Below are 12640 nucleotides of genomic sequence, written 5' to 3'. Positions count from 1 at the left end.
GTCCTGAGATCCTGAACGCTTCCCGGTCGCTCCGCGGCCCCGGGCCCCGCGCACCCGCGACCACGAGGAGTTGACGAGCCGTCGATGTCCGACCGCACCGACATCACCTGGACCGAGGACATCCGGCCGACCAGAACCCCCGCCCCTGAGTCCGAGCCCGCCCCCACCACCCTCACCCACACCACCCCCTGGCACTCCGAGAGCGGCCTCCCCGCCCCCCGGCGCGTCGTCGTCGCCGACGACCGGATGAAGGCCGACGCCGCCTACCGCCTGGTGTGCGAGGGCACCGCGCTGCTGTGGCGCGGGGACTACCAGGGCGCCCGGCAGCTGCTGAGCGCCCTCGGGCGGCGGCTCGACCGGCTGAAGCCGAAGCCGGGGGCCACCCCGGCCGAGACGTTCCACCGGCACCGGCAGGCCCGCGGCCACCGGGCCAGGGTGCTCGGCATGCTGCTCGTCGTGCTCGAGGACGACCACGGGCTCGCCCTGCGCCGCGCCCCCGACGTCCGGGCCGCCTGCACCGAGGCCTACGGCCCGCCCCGGCACCGCACCGTCGTGTCGCTGCGCGAACTGCTCGGCGTGATCGGCGCCCACGAGTGGCGCCGCAAGGGCGTGCCGATCCCGGCGCTCGACGCCCGCATCCACCCGCACTACGGCGTGTTCTCCCCGGTCAGGGGCGAGTACGTCGACCTCGTCGGCGACGCCCCGCTGCCCGCCGCGGCCGCGGGTGCCCCCGCGGTCGCCTTCGACCTCGGCACCGGCACCGGCGTGCTCGCCGCCGTCCTCGCGCACCGCGGCCTCGGCCGGATCGTCGCCACCGACAGCAGCCCCCGCGCGCTCGCCTGCGCGCGGGACAACGTCGAACGGCTCGGCATCGGCGACCGCGTGGACGTCACCGACAGCGGGGACCTCTACCCGGCGGGCCGCGCCGCCCTCGTCGTCTGCAACCCGCCGTGGCTCCCGGCCCGCCCCACCTCCAGCGTGGAGCAGGGCGTGTACGACCCGGGCAGCGCCATGCTGCTCGCCTTCCTCGACGGGCTCGCCGAGCACCTGGAGCCGGGCGGCGAGGGCTGGCTGATCCTCTCCGACCTCGCCGAACACCTGGGCCTGCGGAGCCGCGACGAACTCGTCGGCGCCTTCGACGCGGCCGGGCTGCGCGTCGTCGACCGCCTCGACGCCAAGCCCCGCCACCCTCGCGCGAGCGACACCACGGACCCCCTGCACGCCGCCCGCGCCGCCGAGGTCACCTCCCTGTGGCGGCTCGCCCCCGCCGTCTGAACCGGGGAGTCAGCCTTCGCTCAGCAGTCGCGCCTTGCACTCCGCCACGTCGAAGTCCGCCTTCGGGTACTGCGGGTCCAGCGCCTCCAGGTGCTCGCGAAGCAGTGTGCTGATCGCCCAGTTCCGGTACCACTTGCGGTCCGCGGGGACCACGAACCAGGGCGCCGCCGACGTCGAACAGCGTTCCAGGGCCAGCGCGTACGCCTCCTGGTACGCGGGCCACACCGCCCGCTCCTCGATGTCCGTCGGGTTGAACTTCCAGTGCTTCTCGGGGGTGTCGAGGCGGGCCGCGAGACGGCGCCCCTGCTCCTCGTACGAGAGGTGCAGGAAGCACTTCACGAGCGTGACGCCGTCGTCGGCGAGGGACTGCTCGAAGCGGTTGATCTGGGCGTAGCGGCGGGTCACCTGGGCGCGCGGCACCAGTTCGCGGACGCGGGCGATGAGGACGTCCTCGTAGTGCGAGCGGTCGAAGATGCCCAGCTCGCCCGCCTCGGGCAGGGCCTTGCGGATCCGCCACAGGAACGGGTGCGCGCGCTCCTCGGGCGTCGGCGCCTTGAACGCCCGGATGCGGCAGCCCGACGGGTTGAACAGGCCGACGACATGCTTGATCGTGCCGCCCTTGCCGCTGGTGTCCATGCCCTGGAGGACCAGGAGCAGCCGGCGCGGATCGCCCTTCGTGCTCGCCGCGTACAGGCGCTCCTGGAGGTCCGCGAGATGTTCACCCATCCGTGCGGTCGCCGCGAGCCCGGCCGCCTTGTCCGCCGGGCCCGCGGGGGTCGCGGCCGCGTCCTGCGCTGCGAGGTCGTAGGGCTCGCCCCCGGGGACGCGCAGCAGGTCACTGAGTCGGAGCGCGGGCTCCTCGACGGCGCCCCTGCCCTTCCCGTCCCGACCCTTGGCACCCTTCGCGCCCTTCTTGCCCCCGTCCTTCCTGCCTTTGCCCTCGCTCTTGCCCTTGGCCACAGCCCGCACCTCTTCCGGTCGCCTGCCCCGATCGTGCGCCGGGGCAGGCGGCGGCGCTACCTGTGCCAGGGGCCGGTCACGGCGAACGTGGTGCCGGGCGTGTAGCAGTTCACGTACATCGTGTCGTGGTCGGGGGAGAAGGCGACGCCCGCGAACTCGCCCCACTCGGGCTCTTCGGGGGTGCCGATGTTCTGGGCGTTGCGCGCCATCGCGTACACCGTGCCGCCGCGCGTCACGCCGTACACGTGCTGGGTGCCGCCGCCGTCCTCGCACACCATCAGGCCGCCGCTGGGCGCGAGGCAGATGTTGTCCGGGGACTCGCCGGGGAGCTGGACGTCGGTGTCGGGGCCGAAGACGATCACGAGGGTGAGGCGGCGGCGCGCCGGGTCGTAGCGCCAGACCTGGCCGTAGTGGTCGCCTGCGGAGCCCTCCGCACTGCGCGCGTAGCTGGAGACGAAGTACACACAGCGCCCGCCCCAGTAGCAGCCCTCCAGCTTCTGGGCGTGCGTGATGCCCTTCGGCCCGAAGTCCTGGTTGCGGATGGGTGTCCGGGCGGCCAGCGGGTCGGGTACGTCGGCCCACTCGACGCCGTCGAAGGTGGCGCCGGTCTCCTGGATCGCGGACAGGTCCGGCACACCGGGCACGCGCATCGCCTGGAGCTTTCCGCCCGCGCGCAGCGAGCCCCTGCCGCCCTCGGGCTTGTCCGGCAGGAAGCGGTAGAACAGGCCGAACGGCTTCTGGAAGGCGTCCTCCGTCTCGTAGACGACGCCGCGCCACGGGTCGACGGCGACCGCCTCGTGCTGGAAGCGGCCCATGGCGGTCAGCGGCACGGCTCCCGTGCGCCGCGGATCCACCGGGTCGACCTCGAAGACGAAGCCGTGGTCCTTGGTGTAGCCGTTGGTACCGGCCTTGTCCTCGGTCTCCTCGCAGGTCAGCCAGGTGCCCCAGGGGGTCGGGCCGCCCGCGCAGTTGACGGCGGTACCGGCGATGGCGACGCGCTCGTCGACCACCCGGCCGTGCCGGTCGAGCCCGAGCGCCGTACAGCCGCCCTTGGCCATCGGGTCGTACGTCAGGCCCTTGACGGTCGGGACGCCGAGCTTCGCGGTGACGCGGTTCTCGTGGTTGCGGACGAGGTGGACCCCGCCCCGGCGGCCCCGGAACGCGGCCATCCCGTCGTGGTTGCTGGGGACCTTGCCCTCGCCCGAGCGCAGTTCGTCGCCCTCGCGGGAGAGCACCCGGTAGCGGAATCCTTTCGGCAGATCGAGCAAGCCGTCGGGGTCGGGCACGAGCGGGCCGTAGCCCGCCTTGCCCTGGGTGGCCGCGGTGGCCGTGCCCGCGAACAGCTCCGACAGGGCGCCGGTGAAGGCGATGGACGCCCCCAGGGCTCCGGTGCCGGCGAGCACTTGGCGTCTGGTCGCGGACAGCTTGGCGTCTGACATGGGGCAACCTCCTGCTGGCGGACAGGAACATGACCCGCACGTGTGTAGCACGCACACGGCCCGCGCACGAGGGTTTGCACACCCCCGCGATCAACCGTCGCCGGGACGGCCGGTCAGTCCCGCACGAGCCCCTTCGCGTCCCGCGCCAGCGCCGTCAGCCGCGAGATCGCCCGGAAGTACTTCTTCCGGTAGCCGCCGTTCAGCATCTCCTCGCTGAAGAGCCTGTCGAACGGGACGCCGGAGGCGAGCACCGGCACCTCCCGGTCGTAGAGCCGGTCGGCGAGGACGACCAGGCGCAGCGCCGTCGACTGGTCGGGCACCGGAGTGACGTCCGTGAGGCAGACGGCCGTGACGCCGTCGGTGAGGGCGCCGTACCGGCTCGGGTGGACGCGCGCGAGGTGGCCGAGCAGATGCGGGAAGTCGTCGAGGCTGGCGCCTTCGGTGGCGTACGCGGCCTTGGTGACCTGCTCGTCGGAGTACGGCTCGGGGGCCTCGGGCAGCCCCCGGTGGCGGTAGTCCTCGCCGTCGATGCGCAACGCCTTGAAGTGGGCCGAGAGGCCCTGGATCTCGCGCAGGAAGTCGGCGGCGGCGAACCGGCCCTCGCCCAGCTTGCCGGGCAGCGTGTTGGAGGTCGCCGCGAGCGCCACGCCCGCCTCGACGAGCTTGCCGAGCAGCGAGGACACCAGGACGGTGTCGCCCGGGTCGTCCAGCTCGAACTCGTCGATGCACAGCAGGCGGTGGCCGCTGAGCGTGCGCACCGTCTGCTGGAAGCCGAGCGCCCCGACGAGGTTGGTCAGCTCCACGAACGTGCCGAAGGCCTTGAGCGCGGGCTCCGCCGGGGTGGCGTGCCACAGGGAGGCGAGCAGGTGGGTCTTGCCGACGCCGTAGCCGCCGTCCAGATAGACGCCCCGGGGCCCGCTGGGAGCCGTCTGCTTGGCCCGGGAGAACCAGCGCCGCTTGCCCGATCCGGTCGCGTGCGCCCCGCCGAGCCCGCCCGCGAAGGAGCTGAGGACCCGCACGGCCTCGCTCTGGCTGGGCTGTCCCGGGTCCGGGATGTACGTATCGAAGCGGACCGCGTCGAAGCGCGGCGGCGGCACCATCTCGGCGACGAGACGGTCCGCGGGCACCTGCGGCTCGCGGGCGCACAGGGACACGGGGCCCGCTTCGGCTATGGGGCTCTGCCCGGCGGCAGGGGAGGTTGCTGACACGATTCTCCACTGTAGAGCCGTCGCGGGGCCGTGTAAGACTGCCCGGCATGCGACGCCTGTTCCCTGTGACCGACCACACAGTAGAGCCGAACCCGGACGGGAGCGCTCCGGCGGCCGCCCGGGACCGGGCGGCCGAGGACCGCGAGTGGTCCCTGGACGAGCTGGCCGACGCGTACGCCTACCCCGCGGGGGCCGGCCCCTGGCTGCGCGCCAACATGGTCTCGACGCTGGACGGCGCCGCCCAGCACGAGGGCCGCTCCCAGCCCCTCTCCAACGCCACCGACATGCGGATCTTCGGCACCCTGCGCGGGCTCGCCGACGTGGTCGTGGTCGGTGCGGAAACGGTACGGCAGGAGGGCTACCGGCCCGCCCGCGCCCGGGACGCCTTCGCGGCCCGCAGGGCGGCGGCCGGACAGCCCCCGGCCCCGGCGGTCGCGGTCGTCAGCGCCAGCCTCGACCTGGACTTCACGCTGCCCCTGTTCACCGCCCCGCTCACCCCCACGCTGCTGGTCACCGGCGCCGCTGCGGCCGCCGACCGGGTGGCCGCGGCCCGCAAGGCGGGCGCGGAGGTCGTGATCGCGGGCGAGGGCGCCGGGGCGGACCCCGCGCGGGTCGTGCGGGAACTCGGCGAGCGGGGTCTCACCCGGCTGCTCACCGAGGGCGGGCCGAGGATGCTCGGCCAGTTCGTGGCGGCGGGCGCGCTCGACGAGCTGTGCCTGACGGTGTCGCCGATGCTGACCGCGGGGGACGCCCAGCGCATCGCGGGCGGACCCGGTCTCGCGGTGCCCGAGAAATTCGTACTGGCGTCCGTTCTGGAGGAGGCGGGGTTCCTGTTCACCCGATACCGCAGGGGCTCCTGACAATCGGCGGAATATTCCGTTCCGTTTCGCTTTCGCGGGGCACACTAAATCTCGCAGCCCCCGCTCAGGCAGGGGCAGGATGGTTTCAGCAGGGGGCCGGAAGCACGGCCTACGGAGGAGAAGGGCGCCTGTCGTGTTCACAAGCGTATTGATGATCGAGAAGGCCCTGACGTCCGCCGACGTGGAGTTCGTCACCACCTTGCACAGCGACGAGCCGGTCACCTTCCACGTACTGCTCCAGCCCCGCGGCGACCAGGCGGACCGGCTGCTTCGGGCCATCGACGACGTCGCACTCGGCGAGCTCGACGAGGCCGTCCGCGAGGGCGAGGTGCCCGAGGGCAAGGACGCGGTGGCGCCGGCCGAGCAGGCGCTCCAGGTGTCCCTCCTGGCGCTGCGGGCGGCGGGCAGCGAGGCGACGGGCCGTCTGATCGAGGCCCACCCCCTGGACGCGCTCCAGGAACTGGTCGACGCCGCGGGCGCGGACGAGGTCATCGTGCTGACCGAGCCGCACCTGGTCGAGGAGTTCTTCCACCGCGACTGGGCCTCACGGGCCCGCCACAAGGTGGGCGTACCCGTCCTGAAGCTCTTCGCGCACAGTACGTGAGCGCTGACACGCGTGGCCCGGCGCCGGACAGGGCCGGAAACAGCCCGTCCGGCGCTTGAGGACGAGGCCGCGGGCCGATCAACCCAGGGTGGCGGAGCCCAGTAGGCTGGCCCCGCACGTGACCGTCCCACCCTTCGGAGAGAACTCGATGCCCACCGCCATGGACCGACCGCACTTCATCGGCATCGGCGGCGCCGGAATGTCGGGCATCGCGAAGATCCTCGCCCAGCGCGGCGCGAAGGTCGCGGGCAGCGACGCCAAGGACTCCGCCACCGCCGAGGCCCTGCGCGCCCTCGGCGCCCGGGTGCACATCGGCCACGCCGCCCGTCACCTGGCCGACGACGCGACCTGCGTCGTCGTCTCCTCCGCGATCCGCGCCGACAACCCGGAGCTGGCCCGCGCCGCCGAGCTCGGCATCCCGGTGGTGCACCGCTCGGACGCGCTGGCCTCCCTGATGGACGGCCTGCGCCCGATCGCCGTCGCGGGCACCCACGGCAAGACCACCACCACGTCGATGCTCGCGGTCAGCCTCGCCGCGCTCGGCCTGCGTCCCTCGTACGCGATCGGCGGCGACCTGGACGCGCCCGGCTCCAACGCCGACCACGGCAGCGGCGAGATCTTCGTCGCGGAGGCCGACGAGAGCGACCGCAGCTTCCACAAGTACGCGCCCGAGGTCGCCATCGTCCTCAACGTGGAGCTGGACCACCACGCCAACTACGCCTCGATGGACGAGATCTACGAGTCCTTCGAGACCTTCGCCGACCGGATCGTGCCCGGCGGGACGCTGGTGATCGCGGCGGACCACGAGGGCGCCAGGGAGCTGACCCGGCGCGTCGTCAAGCGCAATCCCGAGCTGCGGGTCGTCACCTACGGCGAGTCCGCCGACGCCGACGTGCGGATCACCGACGTGACCCCGCAGGGCCTCAAGAGCGACGTGACCGCCGTCATCGACGGCACCGAGCTGCGCTTCTCCGTCTCCGTGCCCGGCCGGCACTACGCGCACAACGCCGTCGCCGCCCTCGCCGCGGGCGTGGCCCTCGGCATCCCGGCCGCCGAGCTTGCCCCCGCCCTGGCCTCGTACACGGGCGTGAAGCGCCGCCTCCAGCTCAAGGGCGAGACCGCCGGAGTGCAGGTCGTCGACTCCTACGCGCACCACCCGACGGAGATGACCGCCGACCTGGAAGCCATGCGCGGCGCCGCCGCCGACGCCCGCCTCCTGGTGCTCTTCCAGCCGCACCTGTTCTCCCGCACCCAGGAGCTGGGCACGGAGATGGGCGCGGCCCTGGCGCTCGCCGACGCCTCCGTGGTCCTGGACATCTACCCGGCCCGCGAGGACCCGATCCCCGGCGTGACCAGCGACCTCATCATCGACGCCGCGCGCGCGGCGGGCGCCGACGTGACGGCCGTGCGCGACAAGGCGGCGGCGCCCGCGGCGATCGCGGGAATGGCGCGGCCCGGCGATCTCGTTCTCACCATGGGAGCGGGCGACGTCACCGACCTCGGCCCGCTGATCCTGGCCGAGCTGTCGAAGTAGCCCGGCCCGCCGCGGCGGGCCGGAATGTCCACGAAGGGGATGCGACCCATGTCGTACGACGTCGAGAAGCCCGACGAGCAGTGGCGCGCGGAGCTGACCCCCGCCGAGTACCAGGTCCTTCGTCAGGCCGGCACGGAGCCCGCGTTCCGGGGCGAGTACACCGACACCACGACCAAGGGCGTCTACTCCTGCCGGGCCTGCGGCGCGGAGCTGTTCACGTCGAACGAGAAGTTCGAGTCGCACTGCGGCTGGCCGAGCTTCTACGACCCGCGGGACTCCGAGGCCGTCGAGCTGATCCAGGACACCTCGCACGGCATGGTCCGCACCGAGGTGCGCTGCGCCCGGTGCGGCTCGCACCTCGGGCACGTCTTCGAGGGCGAGGGCTACCCGACGCCGACGGACCAGCGGTACTGCATCAACTCCATCTCGCTGCGCCTCACCGCCGACGAGAGCTGACCGGATCCCGGCTCAGCGGGGCCGTGGCCCGCGACTAGCGTGAGGGCATGTCGACCACGGGGGCCCGCGGGCCGGTTGGAGTGAGGTGTCCCGGCTGCGGCGGCGCGGACGTCGCCGCGGTGCGGGAGGCCGCGGACGGCCGCGGAGCCGCCCGCAGGGAACTGGCGGCCCGGCTCGCCAAGGGGCCCGACAAGTCCGGCGACGGACTGCTGCACTTCGCCGAGGGCATGCTGCTCGTTGGCCTCTCCCTCGCCTGGGCGTGGATGGGCACGGACCCGGAGAAGCCGTTGTACGTCTGGGGCGGGATCGCCCTGGCCGTGCTCCTGTTCATCGGCACGCTCGCCGTGGTGCGCGGCGACGGACGCGAGAAGGCCGCCGAGCGGGCCGGTGCGCCGCTAGCCGCCGCGCTCTGGGACCCCGCGCACTACTGCCGGGGTTGCGAGTCCGTGTTCTGCCCCCGAGGGGAGCCGTGGCAGGGCCTGTTGACGCCGGAGCAGTTCAAGCGGCTGGTGTGGGGCGAGGCCGGGTACGCCGACCAACTGCCGCCGGGGGACCGGGCGAAGGACGTGGACGTGCCGCCGGGGACCGTGGTGGGGCGGCCGTTGCGCGGGTGACTCCGTTGGAGAGAACGGCAGTTGTGAGGGGCGTGTGGCAGGAGTGCGGTCGTGCGCCGGTAGTGCGCTCCCGTGCGCCGTGAGATTTCCTCGAACGTGGCGTTCCGGTTCCGCGTTTACGTAGCTAAGGTATGCGTCAACTCGGGGGCGAACATTCATTCAAGGACAAGAAACACGGAGTCGCACGTGATCCCTGCACGATGCTCGAACCGGCACGACCTCTCCGCCCCGCTGCCCGGCGAGGAGAGCATCTTCATGTGGATGTGGCGGGGCTAGTCACCCCGGGCTCCCCGAGGGCGAGGCGGAGATCCCGCGCCCGCCCCGCACAGCCGAGCCGCTCGTAAAGATCCAGCGCGTCCTCCGCGAAACCCCGTGCGGAGGGCGCGTCCTGCGTGTGCGGGGCCGTGCGGGCCAGGCCGTCCAGGGACCGGGCCGTCGCCAGCGGGCTGCCGACCTCACGGGCCAGGCGCAGCGCCTCGCGGAGCGCGTCGAGCGCCGCCTCGTACCGGCCGAGCAGGCGCAGCGCCGTGCCGGTGCCGAGGAGCGCGGCCTGCAGGTCGAAGGGGCTGCCGATGCTGCGTGCGATGCGCTCCGCCTCCGCGAAGTGCCACAGCGCCTCGCCGGGCCGCCGGTTGCCGGTGTACGCCGAACCCAGGCTGATCAGGGTGTCCGACTCGCCGCGTGCGTCGCCCGCCGCGCGGTAGCTGGTCAGGGCGCGGCGGAAGTACGTGAGGGCCTGCTCCACCTGGCCGGTGGCCTCACAGACGCTGCCCAGGTTCGAGAGCAGGTTCGCGCGCTCCTGGCGGCCCCCGACGCGGTGGGCCAGGCGCAGGGAGCGCTCGAAGTGGGCGCGGGCCTCGTCGTGGCGGCCGTCGAGGCGGTACACCTCGCCGACGTTGTTCAGCGCCCGCAACTGTCCGTAGAGGGAGCCGGTGTCCTCGTGGATGCCCAGCATCGTGCGGAACTGGTCGAGGGCCTCCCGGTGGCGGCCCGCCGCGTGCAGCGCCACCCCCATCATGTTGGCCACGTCCGCCCGGCCGCCCGCGTCGTCCACCCGCTCGTACAGCGTGTGTGCCGCCCGCAGCACCCGCAGGCACAGACCGCCGCGGCCCGCGGCGAAGTGGGCCCGGCCGGACTGGAACAGGGCGTCCGCGCGGCCGCGCACATCGTTCAAGTCCTGAAAGAGCAACAACGCCTCGGTCGCCCGGTGCAGGGCCTTGGCATGGTCCTTCTGCGTCAGTACGTCGGCGTGCTCGACCAGGGTTCGGGGCAGCGCCACCCGGTCCTCGCGCAGCCGCGCCGCGGCCACCGCCGCCTCGAACAGCTCCGCCGCCAGGTCCCATGTCCCCCACAGGCGCAGCGACTTGGCCAGGACGTGCGGGAACAGCACCGCGTGCTCCGGCGACTGGGCGGCCGCCGCGCGGGCCAGGGCGAGCAGATTGCCGCGCTCCACGCTCAGCCAGGCCGCGGCCACGTCCGCGCCGTCGGCCGCGTCGGCGCCGCCGAAGTCCGGCGCGTACGGGCAGGTCAGATGCGGCCCCGGCGGCAGGACGCGGCGGTGCGGGTCGACGCGGACGGCCGCGCGGTGGGCCCCCGTCAGATAGCAGTTGAGCAGCCGCGCGAGCGCAGCGCGCCGGGCGGAGTGCGGCTCGTCGCGGGTACACATCCGCAGGCCGAAGGCGCGGGTGAGGTCGTGAAGGCGGTAGCGGTCGGCCATCGGCTCCTCGACGAGGTTGCGGTCCAGGAGCTGATCGAGGATCTTGCGGGTGCGGGCGGTCTCCAGGAGCGGGTCGGGGGCGGCCTTCCCGGCCCCGCGCGCCGGACCCGTGTGCTCCGCCGCGAGCGCCGTCGCCGCGCGCAGGGTGATGTCCGGTCCCGGGTGCAGCGCGAGACGGCGCAGCAACCTGGCGGCCTGCGGGGGCAGTTCGGTGTACGAGAGGGAGAAGGCCGACGCCACCGCGTCGCTGTCGAACTCGTCGAGCGGGTCGGCCGCCTGGACGAGCCGGTCCGTGAGGTGGTCCAGGCTCCAGGAGTCCCGGTGCCGGAACTGGCTCGCGAGGAGCTGGAGCGCGAGCGGGTGGCGGCCGCAGGCGGCGACGGTCCGCGTGAGCGCCGACGGTTCGGCGGGCAGCCGGCCCGCCCCGGCGACGCGCGTGAACAGCGTCGCGGCCTCCGCCGTGGACAGCACCTCCAAGTACAGCGGTGTCGCACCGGCCAGCCCGGTGAGCCGGTTCCTGCTGGTCACGAGGGCACGGCAGGACGCGGCGCCGGGCAGCAGCGGGCGGACCTGCTCGGCGTCGCGGGCGTTGTCGAGGACGACCAGGACGCGCCGCCGCGCCGTCCACTCCCGCCAGCGCGTCACGCGCGCGTCCAGCGAACCGGGCAGCTCGCCCGTGAACCCGGCCGCGTGCAACAGGACGGCCAGCGCCTCGGCCGGGTCGTACGGGGGCAGCGCGCCGTACCCGCGCAGGTCGACGTAGAACTGGCCGTCCGGGCAGGCCGTGTGCAGGCGGTGCGCGGCGTGCAGCGCGAGTGCGGTCTTGCCGACGCCGGGCATGCCGTGGATGACGGTGAGGGGGAGGGAGGTGCGGGGGGCCGGGTCGGCGGGAGTGGCGGGGTCGGCGCTGGGGTCGCCGGGGTCGGTGGGTGGGTGGTCGCTCAACTCGCCTAGCAGAACGCGCAGTTCACTTGCCCGGCCGGTGAAGTCGCGGACGTCGCGGGGGAGGTTGGTGCGGGGGCCGTTGCCGTCGACCCGGCTGCCGTTGTCCGGGGCGCTGCTCTCTTGGTCGCTGTGGTTCGGGGCGGGCTCCTCCGGGGTGGCGGTCGGCGTGGACCCTGCGGCCAGCGCGGACACGGTGGACAGCGCGTGCCCGCGCGCATCCGGCGTGGTCGTCATCAGGACGCGGTCCTGTTCCAGGATGCGCAGGTGCAGCTCCTGGAGTTCGGCGCAGGGTTCGATGCCCTGGCCGCTGTGCAGGCGGGCGCGGGTGGCGCGGTACAGGCCGAGGGCCTCGTCGTCGCGGCCCGAGCGGTACAGGGCCAGCATCAGGGCGGCGACGACCCGCTGGGCCAGGGGATTCTGGGCGGCCAGCTCGCGCAGTTCGCCGATGAGGTCGGCGTGCCGGCCGAGGTCCAGCTCCAGGCGGATGCGTTCCTCGCGCACCCGGCGGTGGTCCTCCAGGAGGCGGGCACGCGCGGAGCGCGCCCAGGCGCCGGTGAACTCCGTCAACGGCTCGCCCCGCCACAGCGACTCGGCGGTGCGGAGCAGGTCGACGGCGCGCCCGCTGTCGCCCCGCCGGGCGGTCACGGCGGCCTCGGTGCGCAGCCGCCGGTAGCGCAGCAGATCGACGGCGTCCGACGCGACCCGTAATCGGTACAGGCGGGGTGCGTACCGCTCCAGGCAGGCCTGTTCGCCCGCCGCCCGGGTGAGCCGCGAACGCAGCCGCGACAGATAGCTCTGCAGGGTGTCCTGGGCCGTGCGGGGCGGATCGTCGTCCCACACGCGGTCCATCAGGGTGTCGAGGGAGACCGGCTCGCCGTGGGCGTGCACCAGGACCGCGAGCACGCAGCGCTCCTTCGGCGATCCCAGCTCGCAGCGCACGCCGTCCTGCCAGAGTTCGAGCGGCCCGAGGGCCCGTAAGTCCACCGTCACCCCCGATGGGCGCACGCCCGGCGGGCACACCGCGCCGC

Annotated in this window: 10 protein-coding genes; 6 read left to right on the top strand and 4 right to left on the bottom strand. The window is 73.8% G+C overall.

The annotated features are described in order from the left end of the window. Window positions 1-84 precede the first annotated feature (84 nt). Window positions 85-1275, top strand: a complete 1191-nt coding sequence (locus ACZ6AA_RS28150) for a methyltransferase (RefSeq protein ID WP_468455952.1) — start codon at window positions 85-87, stop codon at window positions 1273-1275. 9 nt (window positions 1276-1284) lie between these two features. On the opposite strand, the gene ACZ6AA_RS28145 is transcribed toward ACZ6AA_RS28150, so the two are convergent. The 3 genes from ACZ6AA_RS28145 to zapE all read right to left on the bottom strand — a co-directional run bounded on the left by ACZ6AA_RS28145 (window position 1285) and on the right by zapE (window position 4882). After that, window positions 1285-2235, bottom strand: a complete 951-nt coding sequence (locus ACZ6AA_RS28145) for a PPK2 family polyphosphate kinase (protein ID WP_471460690.1) — start codon at window positions 2233-2235, stop codon at window positions 1285-1287. A 56-nt stretch (window positions 2236-2291) separates the two neighbouring features. After that, complete coding sequence (locus tag ACZ6AA_RS28140; protein ID WP_468455948.1) at window positions 2292-3674, bottom strand: alkaline phosphatase PhoX; 1383 nt, start codon at window positions 3672-3674, stop codon at window positions 2292-2294. Window positions 3675-3787: 113 nt separating this feature from the next. Continuing rightward, window positions 3788-4882, bottom strand: a complete 1095-nt coding sequence (gene zapE, locus ACZ6AA_RS28135) for a cell division protein ZapE (protein ID WP_468455946.1) — start codon at window positions 4880-4882, stop codon at window positions 3788-3790. A gap of 47 nt (window positions 4883-4929) precedes the next feature. Here zapE and ACZ6AA_RS28130 point away from each other — a divergent pair, with 47 nt between their 5' ends. The 5 genes from ACZ6AA_RS28130 (at window position 4930) to ACZ6AA_RS28110 (ending at window position 8950) form a co-directional block, all read left to right on the top strand. Beyond that, a complete protein-coding gene (locus ACZ6AA_RS28130; RefSeq protein WP_471460689.1) occupies window positions 4930-5742 on the top strand; it encodes a pyrimidine reductase family protein in 813 nt (270 codons plus the stop codon). Between the two features lie 133 nt (window positions 5743-5875). Then, complete coding sequence (locus tag ACZ6AA_RS28125) at window positions 5876-6346, top strand: indole-3-glycerol phosphate synthase (RefSeq protein WP_468455942.1); 471 nt, start codon at window positions 5876-5878, stop codon at window positions 6344-6346. 160 nt (window positions 6347-6506) lie between these two features. Further along, window positions 6507-7880, top strand: coding sequence for a UDP-N-acetylmuramate--L-alanine ligase (gene murC, locus ACZ6AA_RS28120; RefSeq protein WP_468455940.1), 1374 nt, complete (start codon window positions 6507-6509; stop codon window positions 7878-7880). 48 nt (window positions 7881-7928) lie between these two features. Continuing rightward, a complete protein-coding gene (msrB, locus tag ACZ6AA_RS28115; protein WP_385708916.1) occupies window positions 7929-8336 on the top strand; it encodes a peptide-methionine (R)-S-oxide reductase MsrB in 408 nt (135 codons plus the stop codon). A 47-nt stretch (window positions 8337-8383) separates the two neighbouring features. Further along, window positions 8384-8950 carry a hypothetical protein gene (locus tag ACZ6AA_RS28110; protein WP_468455938.1) on the top strand — a complete coding sequence of 189 codons (567 nt, stop codon included), beginning with the start codon at window positions 8384-8386 and terminating at the stop codon, window positions 8948-8950. Between the two features lie 253 nt (window positions 8951-9203). Here ACZ6AA_RS28110 and ACZ6AA_RS28105 read toward each other — a convergent pair whose 3' ends face one another. Then, window positions 9204-12596 (bottom strand): AfsR/SARP family transcriptional regulator, encoded by a 3393-nt coding sequence (locus ACZ6AA_RS28105; RefSeq protein ID WP_471460688.1) that lies wholly within the window; start codon window positions 12594-12596, stop codon window positions 9204-9206. Window positions 12597-12640: the final 44 nt, after the last annotated feature.

Source organism: Streptomyces sp. NPDC040610, from assembly GCF_055594065.1.
The sequence above is the reverse complement of the archived record's forward strand: the minus strand, read 5'-3'. Positions and strand labels throughout refer to the sequence as shown.

What these genes read in the sequence shown, in the direction of transcription:
- ACZ6AA_RS28150 (WP_468455952.1), top strand. Translation starts at nt 85, where the DNA reads ATGTCCGACCGCACCGACATCACCTGGACCGAGGACATCCGGCCGACC.
- ACZ6AA_RS28140 (WP_468455948.1), bottom strand. Translation starts at nt 3,674, where the DNA reads ATGTCAGACGCCAAGCTGTCCGCGACCAGACGCCAAGTGCTCGCCGGC.
- msrB (WP_385708916.1), top strand. Translation starts at nt 7,929, where the DNA reads ATGTCGTACGACGTCGAGAAGCCCGACGAGCAGTGGCGCGCGGAGCTG.
- ACZ6AA_RS28130 (WP_471460689.1), top strand. Translation starts at nt 4,930, where the DNA reads ATGCGACGCCTGTTCCCTGTGACCGACCACACAGTAGAGCCGAACCCG.
- ACZ6AA_RS28110 (WP_468455938.1), top strand. Translation starts at nt 8,384, where the DNA reads ATGTCGACCACGGGGGCCCGCGGGCCGGTTGGAGTGAGGTGTCCCGGC.
- murC (WP_468455940.1), top strand. Translation starts at nt 6,507, where the DNA reads ATGGACCGACCGCACTTCATCGGCATCGGCGGCGCCGGAATGTCGGGC.